The 21,628-nt window shown below is 37.7% G+C and carries 17 protein-coding genes; 2 read left to right on the top strand and 15 right to left on the bottom strand.

All coding sequences use genetic code 11. The features are described from left to right. Positions 1-312 precede the first annotated feature (312 nt). The 9 genes from ALGA_RS11010 to nagB form a co-directional block, all read right to left on the bottom strand. A complete protein-coding gene (locus ALGA_RS11010) occupies positions 313-843 on the bottom strand; it encodes a GDSL-type esterase/lipase family protein (RefSeq protein ID WP_096429350.1) in 531 nt (176 codons plus the stop codon). Positions 844-919: 76 nt separating this feature from the next. Next, positions 920-2,239, bottom strand: a complete 1,320-nt coding sequence (locus ALGA_RS11005; protein WP_096429349.1) for an MFS transporter — start codon at positions 2,237-2,239, stop codon at positions 920-922. 90 nt (positions 2,240-2,329) lie between these two features. Further along, a complete protein-coding gene (locus tag ALGA_RS11000) occupies positions 2,330-3,655 on the bottom strand; it encodes a SpoIID/LytB domain-containing protein (RefSeq protein ID WP_096429348.1) in 1,326 nt (441 codons plus the stop codon). A gap of 71 nt (positions 3,656-3,726) precedes the next feature. After that, a complete protein-coding gene (locus tag ALGA_RS10995; RefSeq protein ID WP_096429347.1) occupies positions 3,727-4,641 on the bottom strand; it encodes a GNAT family N-acetyltransferase in 915 nt (304 codons plus the stop codon). Positions 4,642-4,865: 224 nt separating this feature from the next. Further along, entirely contained in the window at positions 4,866-5,864 is a 999-nt protein-coding gene (locus ALGA_RS10990; protein ID WP_096429346.1) for a DUF4922 domain-containing protein, read from the bottom strand. An 85-nt stretch (positions 5,865-5,949) separates the two neighbouring features. Beyond that, complete coding sequence (locus ALGA_RS10985; RefSeq protein ID WP_162845432.1) at positions 5,950-6,828, bottom strand: N-acetylmuramoyl-L-alanine amidase-like domain-containing protein; 879 nt, start codon at positions 6,826-6,828, stop codon at positions 5,950-5,952. Between the two features lie 134 nt (positions 6,829-6,962). Then, positions 6,963-8,423: a glycosyltransferase family 2 protein gene (locus tag ALGA_RS10980; protein WP_096429344.1), complete on the bottom strand. Its 1,461-nt coding sequence runs from the start codon at positions 8,421-8,423 to the stop codon at positions 6,963-6,965. 28 nt (positions 8,424-8,451) lie between these two features. Beyond that, entirely contained in the window at positions 8,452-11,571 is a 3,120-nt protein-coding gene (locus tag ALGA_RS10975) for a golvesin C-terminal-like domain-containing protein (protein WP_145957616.1), read from the bottom strand. Between the two features lie 85 nt (positions 11,572-11,656). Continuing rightward, positions 11,657-13,639, bottom strand: coding sequence for a glucosamine-6-phosphate deaminase (gene nagB / locus ALGA_RS10970; protein WP_096429342.1), 1,983 nt, complete (start codon positions 13,637-13,639; stop codon positions 11,657-11,659). 270 nt (positions 13,640-13,909) lie between these two features. On the opposite strand from nagB, the gene ALGA_RS10965 reads away from it, so the two are divergent. Next, positions 13,910-14,740 carry an ATPase gene (locus ALGA_RS10965; protein ID WP_096429341.1) on the top strand — a complete coding sequence of 277 codons (831 nt, stop codon included), beginning with the start codon at positions 13,910-13,912 and terminating at the stop codon, positions 14,738-14,740. Positions 14,741-14,750: 10 nt separating this feature from the next. After that, positions 14,751-15,581 carry an N-acetylmuramic acid 6-phosphate etherase gene (murQ, locus tag ALGA_RS10960; RefSeq protein ID WP_096429340.1) on the top strand — a complete coding sequence of 277 codons (831 nt, stop codon included), beginning with the start codon at positions 14,751-14,753 and terminating at the stop codon, positions 15,579-15,581. Between the two features lie 70 nt (positions 15,582-15,651). Here murQ and ALGA_RS10955 read toward each other — a convergent pair whose 3' ends face one another. The 6 genes from ALGA_RS10955 to ALGA_RS10930 form a co-directional block, all read right to left on the bottom strand. After that, entirely contained in the window at positions 15,652-16,371 is a 720-nt protein-coding gene (locus ALGA_RS10955; RefSeq protein ID WP_096429339.1) for a FadR/GntR family transcriptional regulator, read from the bottom strand. Between the two features lie 314 nt (positions 16,372-16,685). Further along, entirely contained in the window at positions 16,686-18,056 is a 1,371-nt protein-coding gene (locus ALGA_RS10950; protein ID WP_096429338.1) for a dipeptidase, read from the bottom strand. A 175-nt stretch (positions 18,057-18,231) separates the two neighbouring features. After that, on the bottom strand, positions 18,232-18,813 hold the full coding sequence (locus tag ALGA_RS10945; RefSeq protein WP_096429337.1) for a DUF3109 family protein: 582 nt from the start codon (positions 18,811-18,813) through the stop codon (positions 18,232-18,234). 102 nt (positions 18,814-18,915) lie between these two features. Beyond that, a complete protein-coding gene (gpmI, locus tag ALGA_RS10940) occupies positions 18,916-20,445 on the bottom strand; it encodes a 2,3-bisphosphoglycerate-independent phosphoglycerate mutase (protein ID WP_096429336.1) in 1,530 nt (509 codons plus the stop codon). Between the two features lie 258 nt (positions 20,446-20,703). Next, positions 20,704-20,991, bottom strand: a complete 288-nt coding sequence (locus tag ALGA_RS10935; RefSeq protein WP_096433584.1) for a GIY-YIG nuclease family protein — start codon at positions 20,989-20,991, stop codon at positions 20,704-20,706. A 276-nt stretch (positions 20,992-21,267) separates the two neighbouring features. Continuing rightward, a complete protein-coding gene (locus ALGA_RS10930) occupies positions 21,268-21,555 on the bottom strand; it encodes a GIY-YIG nuclease family protein (protein WP_197705742.1) in 288 nt (95 codons plus the stop codon). Between the last annotated feature and the right edge of the window lie 73 nt (positions 21,556-21,628).

Raw genomic sequence — 21,628 nt, 5'->3', positions numbered from 1 at the left:
CGCCCAAACCCGACTTCATTTTTTGTCTTAATACAAAAAACGGAAGCAAAAAAAATCAAGGCTACATTTAAAAAAGCTTTCTTATTTACCTCAAGCTTAAGTGCGGCCGGGTGATCTTCGAACAACCCCGATAGCTATCGGGGCTCAGCTTCCCGGTCTTACTAAATCTTAGAGGCAAAACAAAAACTCTTTAAAATAGATGCCAATCAACATGTAATTTAAATAATCCCCTTTAAAGAAATCACGCACATAATACCATCTAAATGAATAAAGTAAAAGCTATTCCACAAAACGTTTAGGACGCAATTGATTTTAGATGAGATTTTGAGACTGCAGGCAATTCTGCCATATTCTATAACCAGCTTCATTTAAATGCAAACCGTCGTTCGTATAATCATGTATCAGTTGGTTGGTATAGGTTGAAAAAGCCGTATACAAATCCACGAAAGTGATCTTCTCTTTCTCACACAAATCTCTCAGATGATAGTTAAGCTCAAAAATTTTAGTTCCATTAAAATTGGCACTTTCAAGCATCGTATCATTAATAGGCAAAAGACTTTGAACAATCAATTCAATGTCCTTATGCTCCTTCATTATTGAAAATAATTTTTGATGATTTTTAAGGACCTTCTCATAACCCAAGCCCTCGCCCAGATCGTTAATGCCCATCATCAGAAAAATCTTTTTAGGTTCCCAAAACAGAACCTCATCCAATCGAAAAAGGATTTCATCAGACCGCTCTCCGGATATTCCGAAATTGGCCGTTTCGTAAGCAGGGAAAAATTCATCCCAACTTCCTCCCTCGGTTAAGCTATCTCCCAAAAATGCAATTCTATTTTTCATCTGCTTATAATTTTTATTCAGTTGCCAGATGGAACTTACCACCCGCAAATAATCATCCCTGTTTGTGAGTTAATAATTATTTACTCGTGGACGTTTCATTGATTCCTTTTTTAATACCAAATTTAGGATCTACATGAATCAATTTCACCATAATAAAACTTGGGATGGTACATATTATTACCCAAACGAAGAAGTGCTGATAGCCCAATAATTCTTGCAACCAACCGGAAATCATTCCTGGCAACATCATTCCCAAAGCCATTAACCCCGTACAGAATGCAAAATGAGCCGTTTTGTGTTTTCCTTCGGAGACATAAATCTGATAAAGCATATAGGCCGTGAAACCGAAACCATAGCCAAATTGCTCTACTGCCACCGAGGCACAAATTAAAAAGAAAGATTCGGGCAATGCATAGGAAAGGTATACATATACCAGATTTGGTAAGTTAATGGCGATAACCATCGGCCACAGCCAATGTTTCAATCCGTTTTTAGAAGCTAAAAATCCACCCAACAAACCTCCTAAGGTCAGAAAAAGAATTCCTATGGTTCCATAAACTAATCCAACATCGCTTGTAGTTAGTCCTAATCCACCAACCTCTTTAGGATCGAGAAGAAAAGGAGATGCCATTTTCACCAATTGAGATTCGCCCAAACGATACACCAAAAGCAATCCTACTATTTTCCAAATATCCTTTTTCATGAAAAAAGTAAGAAAGGTTTCTCCAAAATCAGCAAACACTCCGGAAAAACTTTTCACTTCGCGATCTTCGTCTTCTTGAGGATATGGAAGAGCAAATTTGTGATAAACGCCAAACAGCAAAAACCCTGCTGCCAAAATATAAAATGTTAGCGACCATGCCAATGGAATGTTATTTTCGGTATTCCCGAACAGCTTAGTCGTCTCGAAATATCCTGCCAGGATAATCAAAAGTCCTTGCCCGGTAATCATGGCTAATCGATAGAAAGTACTCCTGATTCCAATAAAGTATGCCTGCTTATTTGTATCTAAGCCATACATATAAAATCCATCAGCAGCTATATCGTGAGTTGCCGAACTAAAAGCCAGCAACCACAAAAAAGCCAATGTAGATTGAAAAAAGAATGTTGTAGGAACAGTAAATGCAACACCCGCCAAACCAGCACCAATCAACAATTGCATACTAACAATCCACCAGCGTTTACTTTTTACGATGTCCACAATCGGACTCCAAAAAGGCTTAATCACCCAAGGCAAATACAACCAGGAAGTATACAAAGCAATATCTGTATTCGAAATACCGAGCTTTTTGTACATGATCACGGCAACGGTCATCACCACAACGTAAGGAATCCCTTCAGCAAAATAAAGTGATGGAATCCATGCCCATGGTGAGCGAGTTTTTGTTTTTGACATTCTTTTTCAGTTTAGATTATAGATATGAGAATTGAGATATTAGACTATTTACAGCTTTCAAATCTCTCTTCTTGCATCTCAGATCTGTCGTTAATATCTTTTTTCCAATTCTGCTCCACGGAAATAATGCAGTAAAATTTCATCGTATTTATATCCTTTTGCGCCCATTACTGCTGCACCAATTTGGCAAAGTCCAACACCATGTCCCCAGCCGGCACCTATCAGAATAAATTTAGCCGGAATACCATTTTCTTCACCTACTCTTTCAACAACAAATTCGGAGCTATATAAATGTGATTCAGAAAGTACTTTACGGATTTCCAGTTCTTTTCCAATCACCAAACTGCGTTTTTTACCCACAATTTTCAATTTGATTAAACGACCAGACTCTCCTCTTTCAACAGGAATTAAATTCAGAATTTGCCCAAATTCTTTTCCTGTTTTTCGTTCTATCAATTCTGAAATCTCTCCTTGTGTATAAGATACTTCCCAACGGTAAAAATCCATGGTCTCCTGATCGTAATCATTCAAAACTTGTGAGAGAATTTCTTTATCGGTGGTATTGCAAAATGCTTCAGGTGAAGTACGGATCCATTTTTCGGCCACGTCCTCATCTTTCAGATTTAGATCATATCCTGCCGGTGCTTTGGGATTATCGATAACCGCCTGCAGGTATTTGTGATTTTCGGGTTCCCATACATTTTCGAAGGTCTCGGCAACTCCGCCGCAACACTTCGAGAAACGGGCATCGCAAACTTTGCCTTCGCTTGTTAGCACCAATCCGCGAGTGGCATCAATTGCATCGACTACCAGTTTGGTCGATTGTTTGGTAATGCCTTGATAACGCTGACAATGATCATCGGCACAAACATCAAAATTTACATGATCTTCGCGATCGTACCAACGAATATATTGCTCATCGGTTTCAACAATACTCTGATAATTGGATTCTGATTTTTGCAATTCAGCCCCTTTTATCACCTGCGCGATTAGCCAGGAACGGGAAATAATTGCATGAGCTTTCAACAGTTCCATGCTGCTGGTGGCACTCATTTCAGATGATATCACACTGATCAAATAATCTTCCAAAGAAAGAACATTCATCGCAGTCAATTTTTCATCTTCGCAAATAAAGTGCAGAGCACCTTTGAAGCGCTGATCTTCTTTTCGTTCCCAATGAAATTTGATACCAATGGTTACATCGAAAAGATCGAAAGATCCTTCTTCGTAGAATTTAGGATAGAAAACCAGTTCTTCATTTACAAGACCGTCAAAAGCTATCTTATCATTGACATAGCTGGCGCTTTGCTTTCCTGTATATTCTTTTCCATTTTGCTGGAGTATGTAAATTCCATTTAGTGTAAATGAAATTTTAGGCTCGTACATGATACCTACCCGTAATTGTGGTTCGTTCATTTTATAATTTTTAGATGTGAGACATGAGATTTTCTCAAAACATCATCCCTCTAATCTTATTTTTTCTAATTTTAGTAAGCCAGCTTCTTCTCATATCTCCAGAATACTCTTTCGACAACTGCTCCTGCATGGTGAGAATAAAAATCGATTGGTCCTACCCATGGAATTATTGCTGTTTTGTAGCCCAGATTTTTCAAATCTTCCAGACAGCGATACAACAACACTTTTCCCATTCCTTTCCCGCGCAAATCGGGATGTGTTCCCATAGGACCAAACCATGGCAATCCTTTATTATTTGCGCTATGTGCCGAGAATGCTTTTATTTTTCCATTCAACTTAGCAACATGAATCGCAACAGGATTCAATTTGTAGGCCATTTTCAATTCAAATTGCCACAATTTCCATTCCTCAGCCACAAAATCCATCAATTCATCCTTGTCTTCTATTGTTGCACGACAAACTTCAATATCATCCGATTTTAAAGCCATTATTTTCTTTTCATCAATCCATTCCCGAACCAATAAATTGACTACAAGATTGGACGTATCCATAAATCGATTGAATCCCATTCGCATGGCAAAACAAAGTGCCGGGGTGTATCTTGGATCAATTCCCGGCATAAAATAATTCATTGGAACATCACCTAAACGCATCACATCTACCTTTTGAGAGCGCAATTCTTTTTCGAGCAACTCATACATGCTCTTGGCAATTCCTTTTCTTCGATGAGATTCTTCTACGGCCATCAGTTTTACGTAGCCATAGTTTACTCCCCGAATATCCATTCGGATGGTTCCCATCAAAAATCCCACAATAGCAGTTCCTTCCACGGCAACCCAAATAATATCAGGATCGAAAAAAGGATCTTCGTAGATTTTCTCATGGAGTAGCTCTTTGGTAAGAGAATCGAACTTGTAAGTGTTTTGACACAAAGCCAAAACTTCATCAAAATCCTTGTCGTGATATTGTCGTATGGTATTGGTCATGTTTCTTTTAATTACTTAGAGTTTGATTTGAAAAAGAGCTATTTACAATTGTAGTCCCTCACCTTACCTTCCTATTCCCTTGAATTACATTTGCAATCCCTCGACTTACATTCGTGCTCCCTTCTACTACATTAACAGCCCCTCAGCTTACATTCCTGCTCCCTTCTGTTACATTAACAGTCCCTCGCCTTACATTTCAATTCCCCGTTCGAAAAAGCAACGTTTCAGATTACATTATCTTTAACCGAAGCACATAGTTTCTTAAAAAACTCATCGTCAACACTTACTTGCTTGAAAATATCAATAATATCCTCGGATGTAATTTTCTCAAAATCCTCGCGACGAGGAGTGATAAACACACCTCCAAAATCGACTGATGCAGGACTTATCAGCAATTGATCATCGCCTTCGGCAAAATATTGCGATGGACGATGCAGTTTTCGTGGAAACAAATGCATGATATACTTTCCCTCTACAAAAGAGCAAATGGCATTCAGCATAGGTTCCTTTTCCTCGGGCTGCATATTTGCAAAAATCTTATAGAAAACAGAAACGGCTTTCTCCATTTCTTTTTCACTTGCTGACTCTATGGAAATCATTTTCCTAAGATAATTTGGGAAAGATCTCATCTCAAATTGATCTGAATTGCTTAAAAGTTCCGATTGCAAATTTTTCAAAACGGCATATTCCGTTTCTACAGGCATAAAATCTTTGTTGCCTGCCTGAAAATGCATGTGATCGGGAGCTGATGCGCCACACTTTGGTCCGTTATAAAATAAAGTATATCCTTGCATGTTTTTAGCCAAAGACAACATTCCTGACACATTCTCCACAAAGCTCTGATCGACATGATCGATTTTTGGAATGGTAAAATGTTGTGGAATGATTGGAAACGGATTTACCAAAATCACAAAATCATTGCCTTGAGCGATACCACCTTGTTCTTTAGGAAGTTTATCGAGACACAAAAAGCAAGCCCGATTTTCGATGCTCTTTTGATCTACTTTCGCTGCAGATGATCTGATTCTTTCAGGATTAAACTGAACTTTGATCTTGAAATTACCGAATTGAAATTCTTTCTCTTCCACTTTTTCCAATCCCTTGTAATTTCCTGTTGCCAAAGGCCAATTTTTAAGCTGATCGTTCAGAAAATCACCTAATATCTGTGTGGAAGATTTCTCCTCCAATAAATTCTCTAATTTATTTATGCTGTTTACATTCATTCTTTTCCAATATCAAACAAAAAAATCTTTACTCCTTTTCTAATTCTACCAATACTAACGCTGACAGGTCTTCGACTCTGTCAGGTTATTTTAATCGGGCAACCATGATGCCTGATTGAAATTTGTTATTCAAAAGCATATCAGCCAAAGGAATATCTGAAATCATCACTTTTTTAGCCTTGCTTGAAGCATTCATCAAGTGCAATCTGTCGTTCACATGAATTGCAATACCAACATGAGATATGTCCAATCCTTCTATTTTGGTAGTAATGGCTATTAAATCCCCATTTTGAATTTGATCCTCAAGCTGTTGGATTTTTGTTTCCGGGATATAGAACAATTCTCTTTTATTGATTTCATTTTCGGTATTCCGGATCTCTTTTACCAATGAAGTATCCGCTTTTAAAGCAGGATAGGAATCGACATGCGTACTCATAAAATTGATTGCTTTGTTGTACTTTTCGCCACCAATTTCGGCTGTCATATTTTTTACAATTCCCTTCTTTTCATTTTCATAAATCCAATCGGAAAAATAATGCAATCGCGAAGAATAATCAGTCAATTTGCCATTTCGGTACCGCAGATTTTCAAGTTCATTCAAAAAATCATCAGTCGTAAGCGAATCGTTGGATAGTGCTTTTGATAAAGCGACTACATTCTCCAAATAAGTAGTACAATCCAACTCCCGAAAATTAACAACCAGCTGTTCTTTCTCATTCCCATCCAAAGTGCCACCAACATAGGCTGTTTGCATAAACATTTTTGCCACTTCAACTACCCGATCGTCCAATGACAATGAATCGATGGACATCGATCCTGCAATTTCCCGAATGGAATTAAAGATTGCCTGATCTGTAGAATCTAAAAGTTGAACAGATTCCTTCACCTCTTGTTGGGATTTCTTTCCCTGGCAAGAGCTTAACGAAATCAGCAACACCACTAAAATTTGAAAAACTTGCTTCATATGATTATTTTTCATCAATTTTCTCACAAAAATAACGCTTGTATTCCTTTTTTTTCTCTGTGAATCTCTGTGCTCCCGGTGGTTAAACTATTTTTTACCACGGAGATCACAGAGTCTAAATCATGTGCTTTAATCTACTTTTTGCACAACAATTTTCTAGCTTTCAATTCGATGGTACGAATACGATCTTTGTAGGTATTGTGCGTATTCATCTTTTCAATATCCAAAGAAGCATCAGAATTATCATCCCAACGACGACACATATAAATTGAATCGTAAATTCTGCCAATCTGGTAATTACGCGAAATGGCTAATCCCAAAGCGTAATCTTCACCGTAATTTACATTAGGAATCGGATTCTTGCGCAATACCGGAGTATAGAATGCACGAGGAGCTCCCAATCCATTAATACGAAGCGCATTATTTCTTCCGTTTTCCGGTGTCCACTCTTTGTGATCGATGATTCCAGGAGGAATTTCTTCCAATGCGAAGTTCACCATCTGATAAGTTCCCACAACCATAGCACAGTTCTGACTGTAAAATGCATCAACTACTTTCTGCACAGTGCTTTCACCGGCATACAAGTCATCGCTATCCAACTGAATGGCAAATTTACCGCAAGACTCATGAGCTACCGCCTCATTCCAACAGCCACCAATTCCCAAATCTTTTCGTTCCGGAATAATGTGAATGATACGATTGTCTATAGCTGCATATTTCTGAATAATTTCAGTCGTTCCATCCGTAGAGTAATTATCCACGATAATTAAATTGAAATCAACATCTGCTTTTTGAGCCAAGACAGATTTAATTGCATCCTCGATAGTTTTTACACGATCACGAACCGGAATTATGACAGAAGCTTCCACTTTAAAATCACCCTCATCAAATGCAACATTGTCAAAATTTGGTGCTAAAAAAGCTCCAATTCTCTTCAAATGTTCGGTGCAGGCAATCTCCATTTCAATTTGTACTGCGCGATTCTTAGGATCAACGTAATCGAAAATTTTATCTCCAGATTTTCTTGTATCCAATTCTTCTTCGGTGTACAATACTTCCGGAATTCTCATGAATTCAGAACGGGCAGATACTGCCAAACGCAATTCATACAATCCTGCATGACGAAAAGAAGTATCGACATCCTTCACGGCTTCTTTTAACACTTTGGCATCATAAAAAAGAACCGATCCAAAATTAAAATCATCCCTCAAACTTCCTTCCTGATAATCGATTACCGGGCAATTTTCAACCACGCCATCTTTTATCGCACGATAATTTGAATACACCAAACCACTATTCGTATCCTTGGCTACCTTCAGAAACCGATCCAAAGCCAATTGTCCCAAAGTTAAGGCACTTGTTTTTGTGTAGATAAAAACATATTCAGAATCTGTTTTCTCAGCAATTGCATGAATCGTTTTTCCGTGCGTTAGTGATTCCAATGTTAAAACATTAATACCTTCAGCCTCTAATTCTTCATCGCCACCTACCACATAAATCGCAGCTACCAAATCTGATTTTATCAGCTCATTAATTGTTATTTCGGTCTCTTCCTTTGTTCCAAAAGGAATAAAACATGTCACCTTTTCGTTCATAGTAATTATTGTATTTTTATTATTTTTCTTACTGATTAAAAAATTGGAGCATCTGTTTCATCAATTCATTTCGATGCTCTTTCGTTTCCAGTGTTTCAAATGGGAATCCTAAAATTACAGATTGATAGTTTCCATCATACAATACACCGGCACTTTTATTATTTCCTGAATAACGAAGAAGAACTTTCGCGTCTTCCCCTTTAGGTTCAATCGCGTCGGGTGCTTCTACCTTATATATATCAGGTGAATATCCTGTTTCAAATTGATATTCTCCTGTAAAATTATTTCTCACATCGTTTGTATGCGATACCCTCCCCAATTTGCTTGCATGATTGGTTCTGAACTGATAATGCAATTCATCCTCGGCAAAAGATTTTGCCAAAGTATCGCCACACAATTCCAAATCTGTACCCACATAAGCTCCCGTCACTATCAAATTTGCATTTTCGCAGCTAATGTATTTTCTGATTGCCTCTCTCATTTGGGGCGTGAAGATTGTAAAATCTTTATTCTCTTTGCCGTAAATTCTCTTTGTCGTTTTTTCCTCTCCAAAAATCAAATCCAACACAGAATAATCCTGCGCCTTCCAATTCAATTCTTCGAAAGCCTCATCACTCATCGACACAAATCCAAAACCATTATCGCGCACCGCCTGTCCGTGTACAAAAGGATAATCGAAACTATTGCCCGGAATTATTCTTTCTTCCTGATCGGCATATGAGCTTCCATGACCCGAAGCGTCATCATCCAACCATTTCGACTTTCGATCGAAATCGTACTGATCACCCACATAGGCAATGTTTCTTTTGTAAGCTACACCCTCATCTTCCGAACTTACAAAACCGGCCAATTTGCCATCATCAAAACCCTGAGGAGCCGATACGCGATCAAATCCATTTACAATTAAAACAGGTTTTTTTCCATTTTCAGATTTGCAATAGGCTAGAATTTCTGAATCGAAACTTTCTCCGCCTTTATTCAAAGCCGTTACTTTAAAACTGTAAATCACACCCGGTTTGCAATTCGCAATATTATATTCCGAATTAGTAACAATCGTTCCCTCATCAAATCCTTCCTCTTCAATTCTTGTGTACACTTTATAAAAATCAGGCATTGCAGTAGGCTCCAATTGATCTGCTACTGGTTTCCATGAAAGAACAATTCCTTTTTCGGTTTCCCTGATTTGAATGTGATCAACAGGCAAAGGCTGAACCACATAATCTCGTCCATCCTGCGATGATAAGAATTTTAGAATTCCTTTGTAATAGGCTCTGCTGATATCGAATTTAAACTTCGGATCCATTCCCTGATACATATCGGCAAAATTATGATGCGATAACAATTCAGACAGCATGGTAGGTACTTTGGTACGATAAGCCTCAGAATATTGCTTGTTCCACATTCCTCTTCGTGTCCATTTTGGCTCATACTTTTTACGAATGTCTCCCACAACCTGCGACTGAATAATATCCGTTAAATCGCGGCTTGCCCATTTCGACTGTCCGTTTGGAAAATAATCCTCATCTCTGGTGGTGGAATAAATTGCCAAACTTCCAATGATAGAATCATTCGGTGTAAATCCGGCATCGGTATGAAATGCCAAGGCCATATCAATTGGAATACCCAAACCCTCTGCATCAACATTTTTAGTTGGTCCTGCGGGTGCTCCTATCAAATAGTCTACCCACTCTCCGCGACTCATGTAATCATCTTTGTAATCCGTTTTGCCAATTTCTTTTTTCCGAAACTTAGCCGCCTCTTTTCCGCGATTGCTATAATCTGCCTCGTAATCTTTATTAATGCTGTACACCAATGAATCTGGCATACCTGCATACTGAAGATAGTAACGTGCGGCCTCCTGATATCTTGGTCGATTACTTGTATATTTTTGCCAAACACAAGAGTCCATTTTAAAACCGAACTCTGTTCTTTGCTTCTTCAACACCTCCAATTCTTCCGGATTCCCTCGGGCAATATTCCCCATTCCTCCGCCAAACCGAATGGCATCCGCCGAAATCCACTTTCCAGTCTCATTACTCTGGTTAGTCAATTCAACCATTCCCTTCTCGGGATTTTTCCCTTTATCAAAAAGAAAAGTTCCCAAATAAATCCAGGTTTTACCTCCCATGCTCTGATTCACTAAAAACTCAGCTTTTCCTCCTGCATGATATACGGTGTAGTGTGCATCATTCACATTATCATCATCAACCGAATAGGAAACAGATACTGCATATTCTCCCTTTTCAGGAAAACAGGGAAGGTATTCCACTTTCGAAGATTCGGTAACACTAGCCTCTGTCTGATAACTCCTTCCCAAATCAAATGGATTTTCGCCTTCAATATAAAAAGGGTATTTATTTGCAAAGCCTAATTGAGAATTCAATTCCCAAACAGAATCATTTACAAGACATTCCGATCCTTCCGAAGACCATTCGGCATCTACAATCACCTCATTTTTCTGCACATCTCTTTCACGTGGGAACAATACATTAGCACCAGCATTTTCGAGCATTGGCGCAATATATGGAACTACAAATTCCATGGTCCACAGATCTTCCACCGTTGTGTAAACTCTTGCCCGTTGCCATTCCCATCTGTCCAGTGTATTTTCATAATACCAGCCATGAGAGTGCCAAAGGGCAATGTGTTTGTTTTTTAATCCCTGTATTGGGTCATTCCCATTATTAATTCTTTGTACCAATGGATGGGTGACTTCCGAGTTCTTATTCAAACGATTTGAATCCAAAACAATACTTCCATTTCGATAGAAATTAGGAATCAAATCACTAATTTCCTGTCCCATACTTTCCATTCGAATGGAATAATCCCGAAATCTCCGCCCCAATTCTTCCTTAAAATTTTTCTTATACCTCAGCACAGATTCCGGACGAAACGGGATATATGAAAACACCGGATTCATATACAATGTAATTTCTTCTTGCCCTGAATCTATTTGCAAACTATCGTAGCGAAATGTGTAAACAAAGTCCTTTGAAGCTTGCTCAACAAAAATTTGTGCTGCCTTGTCGGCTTTTCGCTTTAATCTGTCTGATTTATTAGCGGCTATCAAATTAAAATTTGAGAACAACAATACAGAGATTACAAAAAGTGCTCTAAAAAAACGGATATGTAGAAAAAATCCAGACATGGAAATTATTGTTTTTACAGTTAAAATGAACCAGTTAAAGAGAAGTCCGAATTCAAGCTTTTGAATTCGGAATTCCCAGATAAATCTAAACAATAAACCTGACAAAAGCTTCAATTGCCTCGTATTCCGCCAAGCCTAATTTGTTAAATAAATCGGCTGTAGCCCTATTCCTTTCTTCTGATCTTTGCCAGAATAATCTCGAATCATTCCCCAAAAATGGAGCACTCTCCATTTGCGATTGATGACGCAGTATTGCATTTCGTTTGTGTTGCAATTCCTCAGGGCTAACAGGCACCGCCATTTGAATTTCATCCAAGTCCCATTCCTGCCATGCACCACGATACAACCACACATAGCAATCTTTCATCCATTCCTCATCCTTCACAATTTTCAGCGCCTGATAAATCCCTTCCCAACATACGCGATGCGTTCCATGAGGGTCGGACCAATCACCTGCAGCAAATATCTGATGTGGTTGTATTTTTCGAAGCAAATTCACAAGAATCCGAACATCTTCTTCACCCAGTGGATTTTTCTTAACAGCACCCGTTTCATAAAAAGGGAGGTCCAAAAAGTGAAGGTTCTTTGATCGAACGCCAACAAATCGACAAGCGGCTTTTGCCTCTCCTCTTCTGATTAAGGCTTTCATATTGCGTACTTCAACTGTATCTATTCCACCCGGTTTTTTATTTTCCAACAAAAACTTTTGAATATCGTCGATTACACATTGAAGATTTCCCTCGTTGGTATCATGAGTTCGTGAAAAACTTTTCACAAAAGAAAGATATCTCACCGCCTCATCATCAGCAACTGCAATATTTCCTGATGTTTGATAGCCGATATGAACTTCATGATTCTGATCCACCAATCGTTTCAAAGTTCCCCCCATGGAAATCACATCATCATCAGGGTGAGGACTAAAAACCAAAACTTTTTTAATGGCAGGCTCTGCCCTTTCAGGACGATGAGAATCATCAGCATTAGGCTTACCGCCCGGCCAACCAGTAATGGTATGTTGCAAATCATTAAATACCTTAATATTAACCTCGTAAGCAGAACCATACAAAGCAAGCAATTCGCTTAAGCCATTGTCATTATAATCGCGGTTGGTCAGCTTCAATATTGGTTTTTGCAATTTATTACACAACCAAACAGCAGCTTTTCGAATCCAATAACGATCCCACTCAACACTGCCAACCAACCAAGGATTCTTCACTCTGGACAATTCGCTTGAAGCCGGTACATCCAAAACGAACTTCACATTGGGATGTCGTTGTAAATAGCTAGCTGGCACCGCATCGCATTGACTTTCTTCCAATGCCTTTTTAACAATGGTTGCTTTTCCATCACCCCAAGCCATCAAAATAACCCGTCTGGCTTTAAATATGGTTCCAACACCCATTGTTATGGCCGCTTTAGGCACATTACCTAATCCATTAAAATCTTTGGCTGCATCTCGTCTGGTCAATGAATCGAGCATAATCAACCGGGTTATTGAATCTAATTGTGAACCAGGTTCATTAAACCCAATATGACCCGTACGACCAATTCCAAGTATTTGAAAATCCAATCCCCCAAAAGAATCAATCAGCTTTTCATATTCTTTGCAGTATCCGGTAATTGTAACCTTGCTCACCTCACCATCAGGTACATATATTTGATTTTTAGGAATATCAATATGATTAAAGAGAACATCGTTCATGTAATGATTGTAGCTTTGTGCGCTCAATTTCAACATGGGATAATACTCATCCAAATTAAAAGTAATCACATTTCGGAATGATAAATCTTCCTCCTTATGCAGACGAATCAATTCGGAATACACCCCCAACGGAGTTGCACCAGTAGCCAATCCTAAAACACACTTTTCGCCAAGCTTTTGTTTTTGCTTAATTTCATTTGCAATTTCACCAGCGACCCACTTGGCCGCTTTTTCTGCAGTCGAAAAAATATCTGCCCGCATTTTCTCATACCGGGTTTTCACAGTTCTGTCGAACTCATCTGAAGGTTGGTAATACAACTTGGCTTCATCAAGTTCTTCTCTAAATTGTAGTATCTGATTCTCCATTTTGCTATCTCCTGATTTAAATTACTTTCGGATCAAAAATAGAACAGAAAATCATACTTTCCAAAAATTGGTCATACATGTTGCGTAATACTTTTCACAAATGTTTAATTTTTATATATTTGTAGCGTGAAATTAAATTCACCTATACAATAAGGATGTTAGGGAATACAGCAGGAATGAAAATGAAAGATTACAAATTCGATATTAATTAAATTATTTGTAAATTCATTCTAAATTAACACTCATCATACATGTTATAAAAAGAGAACTATGATATTAATTGCAGAAAGCGGTTCAACCAAAACTGATTGGGTTCTGCTTGGAAGTAAAGGCGTAACTAAACATCAGCAGACTTTAGGCATCAATCCATACCATCAAAATACGAGTTCAATAATTAATATCATTAGCTCACTTGATGACTTTGGCTCGGTTACTAAAATCTTTTTTTATGGTGCCGGCTGTGCTGTTGATGAAAAAAAGCAGATCATTAAAGATTCCTTACTTAAAATATTCCCAGATGCCGATTGTGAAATAAACAGCGACGTTTTAGCTGCCGCCCGATCGGTTTGCGGAAGAGAAAAAGGTATTGCATGTATTATTGGGACAGGATCTAACTCTTGTTTATACGATGGAGAAAACATTGAACACAATGTTCCGCCATTGGGATATATTTTAGGAGACGAAGGAAGCGGAGCCGTATTGGGTAAAAAATTAATAGCTGATATACTGAAAGATCTTGCTCCCAAGGAAATAAAAAGTGCATTCTATGAAAAATACAAGTTGGAATACGCTGATATTATAAACAAAGTATACAAAGAGGAAGCTCCAAGTCGCTTTCTTGCTCAGTTTACAGTTTTTCTTTCTGAGAATATTCACTCTCCATATGTATCACAACTTGTAAAAAAGAGTTTTAGTGAATTTTTTGAACGCAATATAAAACAATACGATAATCACATCAGCCTGCCAATTCATTTTATAGGAAGTATTGCATTTTACTTTAAAAATGAATTGCAAATGGTTGCAAAAGAGACAGGCTTAAGCTTGGGTAAAATCCAGCAAAGCCCATTAGAAGGATTGATCCAATACCATCTTGGTGAATAAAAATAAAAAAATGAACAAAGAAAGTAATCAGAAAACTTCAATCAACATAACAGAATCCTCTTCTAACTTTTCCAATTTGGAAAAGATGTCGGTTACAGAACTATTAAGCGGAATTAATCAGGAAGATGGACAAGTACATTTAGCAGTAAATCGTGCTATTCCTGAAATTGAGAAATTCGTAAGCTTACTTATTGATCGCGTTAAAGCCGGAGGCAGATTATTTTATATTGGTGCTGGTACAAGTGGACGACTTGGAGTATTGGATGCTTCGGAATTACCTCCAACTTTTGGAGTTCCCGGAAATATTGTAATTGGATTGATTGCCGGAGGAGAAAAAGCCTTGAGAAACGCAGTTGAATCGGCCGAAGATGACTGGGATAAAGCATGGGAAGAAATACAGGAACATGGCTTTAATCAAAATGATACAGTATTAGGAATTGCTGCTTCAGGCACAACTCCTTATGTAATAGGCGGTGTGAAAAAAGCTCGTGAAAATGGTCTGCTTACAGCATGTATTACTTGTAATCCTGAGGCACCAGTTTCCAAAGAAGCTGAAATTGTAATGGAAGCAATTGTTGGGCCCGAGTTTGTTACGGGAAGCACCAGACTAAAAGCTGGAACTGCTCAGAAAATGATTCTCAACATGATCACCACCAGCTTAATGATTAAATTGGGGCGAGTAAAAGGGAACAAAATGGTGAACATGCAATTAACCAACAAAAAATTGATTGAACGTGGAACCCAAATGATTATGGAAGAGTTGAACCTGGACAAGGAGACAGCAAAAAACTTACTTATAAAACATGGCTCAGTAAAAAAAGCCATTGAAGCTTACAAATAGGTATTAATTTTAGAACAATAAAAAACGGAGATTGAATCATCAATCTCCGTTTTTTATTGAAAAAAAGCGCTTATTTTTTCAAATACTGCTTATAAATCTCAAGAGTCCTATTTATTTGCTCAACCATTGCTTTAAAAGCCAAATCAGCATCCTTGTCTCGGATTGCTTCAAAAATGGTGCGATGAGCTTTGATCGTAAAAGCTTTCTCTCCATCCACATTCGCATAAATCAAATTACGCATACGAGGTAACAGAGAATAGACTGGTTCCATGGTGATAATAACAATAGGATTACCAGTAGCTTTAGCTACATTCAAATGAAATTTATTAATGATATCTGCTTCCAATTGCGTATTGTCAGGATCGCAATCCTCCAAATCTGTGATGCTCTTTTTAAGTAGTTCCAAATCCTTATCAGTTCGGTTATTCGCTGCCATACGAGCTATTTCTGGCTCGAAAACACGTCTCACTTCAATAATTTGAGGAATTAAATTGCTATCAAAACTTAGATCATAATACAGATTTAAGGAATCAATGGCATCTTTTATTTTCAATTCACTAACGAACATGCCACTTCCCTTTTTGATTTCAACCAAACCCCGGGCACTTAATCTACGCAAAGCTTCACGCAAAGCAGTTCGACTTACGGCAAACATCTCGCACAATTCCCGCTCCGATGGAAGTTTTGCTCCAACCAACAATTTCTTCTGGCGAATGGCCTCTTCTATTCGGCGCTCAATCTTCTGACTAAGAGTTTGAGCCGATCCTATTTTTCCAAAAATCTCATCCATGACAATAATTTTACTCAACTTGTATGATCTATTCCGATTTATCCGGCAATAAGCTTGATTCCCGTCAGAAATCCACACAATTGAACCTAAGTACAAACATAATCAGAAAATTGCCGAATTTCAAGGTTTCGTCTTTATTTTAAACGATTCCGAAGTATCAATGAAATAAAATAATAATTATAGAATTGAAAAATCGTCAATTGTAGAAAAACTCAAGTAAAATTCAAAGTGATCATACCAAAATATATTTGAGCCTAAAAAAAAGGATATTCCTAGCCAGAATACCCTTTTCATTATATTTGAATTGTAAATTATTACTTCTTCAATTCGGCAAAATATTTATAGAACAATGGAATTGTATTGATTCCATTAAATAACTGTTCCAATGGAAAATTCTCATTTGGAGAGTGAATCGCATCACTTTCCAATCCGAATCCCATTAATACAGATTTAGTTCCCAAAATTTCTTCAAAATCTGAAATGATTGGAATACTTCCACCACTACGAACAGGTACAGGAGCTTTTCCATAAACCTCAGTATACGCTTTCTCAGCGGCAACATAAGCAGGGAAATCAATCGGACAAACATATCCTTGACCACCATGCAATGGAGTAACCACTACTTTTACACAGTCAGGAGCAATTGCTTCGAAATGTTCTTTGAATAAAACTGAAATCTTTTCCCAGTTTTGATTTGGAACCAAACGAGTAGAAATTTTAGCGGTTGCTTTTGAAGGAAGAACTGTTTTAGCACCTTCGCCAATGTATCCACCCCAAATTCCACAAACATCGAAAGAAGGACGAATTCCTGTGTGCTCAGAAGGAGTATATCCTTTTTCGCCAGCTAATTCTTTTACATCAATCGCTTTTTTGTATTCCTCAACATTGAATGGAGCTTTAGCCATCATTGCTCTTTCTTCCTTGGTTACCTCAATTACATCATCGTAAAATCCAGGAATGGTAATATGACCATTATCATCAACCATTTGAGTAATCATTTTAGCCAACACATTGATTGGATTTGCCACAGCTCCACCAAATAATCCTGAATGAAGATCACGATTAGGGCCAGTCACTTCAACTTCCCAATACATCAATCCACGTAATCCGGTAGTAATAGACGGTATGTCCGGAGCAATCATTCCGGTATCAGAAACCAAAATCACATCCGCTTGCAACATTTCTTTGTGTTCTTCACAAAATTTTGGAAGATTAGGCGATCCAACTTCTTCTTCACCTTCAATCATGAACTTCACATTACACGGAAGACAATCATTCTTCACCATATATTCGAAAGCCTTAGCATGCATAAATGACTGACCTTTATCATCATCAGCACCACGAGCCCAAATCTTACCATCTTTAATTACTGGCTCAAAAGGATCTGTATCCCAAAGAGCAACAGGATCAACCGGCATTACATCCATATGACCGTAAACCATTACTGTTGGCAATTTTGGATCGATAATTTTCTCTCCGTAGGTAACCGGATTTCCTTCTGTTTCCAGAATTACGGCTTTATCAACACCAGCATTCAACATCAACTGCTTCCAGTATTCTGCAGCTTTGTACATTTCTGGTTTATTTGCTTCAATCGAGCTAATTGATGGAATACGAATTAGACCAAACAATTCCTCTAAAAATCTCTCTTTGTTCTCTTCAATATATGCTTTAATGTTATTCATGATAATGTGTTTATAAGAATTAAGTATTTTGAAAGGTAAATATACAATAGATGATGAGACTTTAATTAGTAGAATCGAGAATTATTTCCAAATGTCGCACAAGTAGATCACAAAAAAAAGCAGCAACTCTTATGAGCCGCTGCTTGTATATTTTAATTCCAGGAATAGTACCTATCTATCTTTTCTTCATAATTTCATCAATATGCTCTGCTGCATACGTCAACTCCTCGTACCAATCCTTACCGTATTTTCTAATTAACGGCTCTTTTAGGAAAACATAAACAGGGGTTCCATTTTTAAATCCTAACTCTCTTGCTGCTTTACAAATATCCCACTTGTTATAATTCACGGCATCAAATTCAGCAAACTTATCAATTCGGATAGGATATAAAGAGCATGAAATTGGTTTGTGATACTTTATTTTACCATCCAAATAAGCCTTTTCGATACCACACAAAGCCAATCCGTTTTCAAAAACCGTATAAACACATTCTTTATCATTGATGATAGGAGTTACCAAATCGCCATCAGAATCAATCATCGAAGTACCTTGTTTCTCAATCTCCTCTATCCCTTTTTCTGTAAGATATTCCTTAATAACCGGATAAATCTCTTCGAGAATAGCTTTTTCATCATCATCTAAAGGTGCACCGGAATCTCCCTCAATACAACACGCCCCTTTGCATTTGCCAAAATCACAAATGAATTTCTTCTCAATCACATCGAGGCTTACTATGGCTTTTCCTATTTGTAACACTATACTTAACTTTTTAAATTTTTACTTTCGTGGATTTTAGAAAAAAAAATCCGTACTATCGGCAAAGATAGTACGGAAACTTATATTTTCAGTTACAATCTTTTATTTTATCAAAGATTTACCGGTCATGTCTTCTGGTTTCTCAATTCCCATGATATCCAATAAAGTTGGAGATACATCAGCTAAAATACCATTTTCAATTCCTTTAGAACTATCAGTTACCCAAATGCATGGAACCGGGTTCAAAGAGTGAGCAGTATTTGGAGAACCATCTGCATTTACAGCAAAATCAGCATTTCCGTGATCCGCAATAATGATTACATCATAACCATTAGCTTTTGCAGCTTCAACAACCTGCTCGGCACATTTATCAACAGCCTGAACTGCTTTCGAAATTGCTTCATAAACTCCAGTATGTCCTACCATATCGCCATTAGCGAAATTCAAACAAACAAAATCTGCCGATTGAGCATTTAGCTCAGCAGTAATCATATCAGCTACAGCAGGAGCAGACATTTCTGGTTGTAAATCGTAAGTAGCTACCTTTGGAGATGGAACCATCAACCTTCTTTCACCTTCGAATTCAGCTTCTCTACCACCCGAGAAAAAGAAAGTTACGTGAGCATACTTTTCAGTTTCAGCAATACGAATTTGCTTTCTCCCTGCTTTAGCAACAACCTCACCCATTGTGTTTTTAACATTATCCTTATTGTAGATTATGTTCACACCTTTAAAGTTCGCATTGTAGCAAGTCATGGTGTACCATTCTACATCAATAGTATGCATTCCGAACTCCCTCTTGTCTTCCTGTGTAAACACAGTTGTCAATTGACGCAAACGGTCGGTACGAAAGTTGAAACAGATAACCACATCACCTTTTTCAATTGTAGCAAGAGGAGCTCCTGCCTCATCAACCATTACGATTGGCTTGATAAATTCATCAGTTACACCTGCTGCATACGATTCTTCCATTGCAGTAACAGCACTAGTCGCAGATACACCTTCACCTTTTGTATATAAATCGTAAGCAAGTTTAACGCGCTCCCAATTGCTATCTCTGTCCATACCATAGTAACGGCCAATAAGAGATGCAAATTTCGCAGAACCCGTAGTTTCAATTGCTTCAACAAATTCTTTAACGAATCCTAATCCTGATTTTGGATCTGTATCACGTCCATCGGTTAATCCATGTACAAATACATCTTTCAATCCAAAAGCTTGCGCAGCATCACAAAGAGCGATTGCATGAGCACTTAATGCATGAACACCACCATTACCAATCAAACCAATCAAGTGAACTTTTTTACCATTCTCTTTGGCATGAGTAAAAGCTTTAACTACCTGCTCATTTGCTTTAATTGTACCTTCTTCAACAGCAATATTGATTTTCACCAAATCCTGGTAAACAACACGACCAGCACCAATATTTAAATGACCTACTTCTGAGTTACCCATTTGTCCATCAGGCAAACCAACAAACCTACCTGCAGCCTGCAACTGAGAATTAGGATATTTTGCCAATAAGCTATCCATGTACGGAGTCGCTACTGAAGAAATTACATCTGATTTTGATTTATCACCGATCCCCCATCCGTCAAGGATCATCAACAAAGCTTTTTTATTATTTGTCATTTTGAAGTATTTTATATCTTAAATTCTTTATTACTCGTCTAAGTCTTGCAAAAATATCGTATTAATTCAAATAAAAAAATTAGTTAGAGACTTGAATTTCTTTATTTTAGAGCGAAAACGTTTGTTTTTTGCAATTTATTCAAACTTTAACGTTTAGAATGGATTCCTAGATTCATAAGCACAAAAAAAGCCGATCACATGATCGGCTTTTTCGTGGTACCACCTGGCCCCGAAAGCTTTCGGGGCGAACACAGGGAATTACTTGTATTTCTCTAACAAACGAAAAGAAATATCTTCGTAAAGTGTTAGATTTCCGACATACTTCTTACTTTTCATTTGCTTGATATGTTTCTCAATTCTCCTAGCTTGAGCTATAGATTCGCATTCTAAACGATAAAATAATGTCCAATCTTTATAATTTGAAGTGAAAGAATTTTCAAACACACCTTCCTCATGAAGAGTCAAGCGATTTGTTAAATCTTTTGTGTAGCCTATATAATAGCAGTTTGCGGATATACTGTGCAATATGTAGATTTCAATTTTCATAAAATAAAAAGTCTTAACATCCGCCTCTATTTTTGTAATACTGCCCGGCCACATAGCTTTCGGGACAAACCAGATACTTTTCCTTAAATTCAATATAAACAAAAAAGAGAGAAAAACATTACATACTTCTCTCTTTAGGTGGTACGCCCCTAAAGCTTTCAGGGCAAACTTGTGACAAAATCTGGTATAAATTTTTAGCACAAAAAAAGCCGATCGTATGATCGGCTTTTTCGTGGTACCACCTGGCGCCGAAAGCTTTCGGGGCGAACCAGGGCACTACCCATATTTCTCTAACAAACCAATAGAAATATCTTCGCAAATAAGTAGATTTTCAACGTACTTCTTACTCTTCATTTGCTTAATATGCTTCTCAATGCTCCTTGCTTGAGCTATAGATTCACATTCTAAACGATAAAACAATTTCCAATCTTTATAATTTGAAGTGAAAGAATTTTCAAACACACCTTCCTCATGAAGAGTCAAGCGATTTGTTAAATCTTTTGTGTAGCCTATATAATAGCAGTTTGCGGATACACTGTGCAATATGTAGATTTCAATTTTCACAAAATAAAAAGTCTTAACATCCGCCTCTATTTTTGTAATACTGCCCCGGCCACATAGCTTTTGGGACAAACCA

The organism is Labilibaculum antarcticum (genome assembly GCF_002356295.1).
Classification (GTDB): domain Bacteria; phylum Bacteroidota; class Bacteroidia; order Bacteroidales; family Marinifilaceae; genus Labilibaculum; species Labilibaculum antarcticum.
The sequence above is the reverse complement of the archived record's forward strand: the minus strand, read 5'-3'. Positions and strand labels throughout refer to the sequence as shown.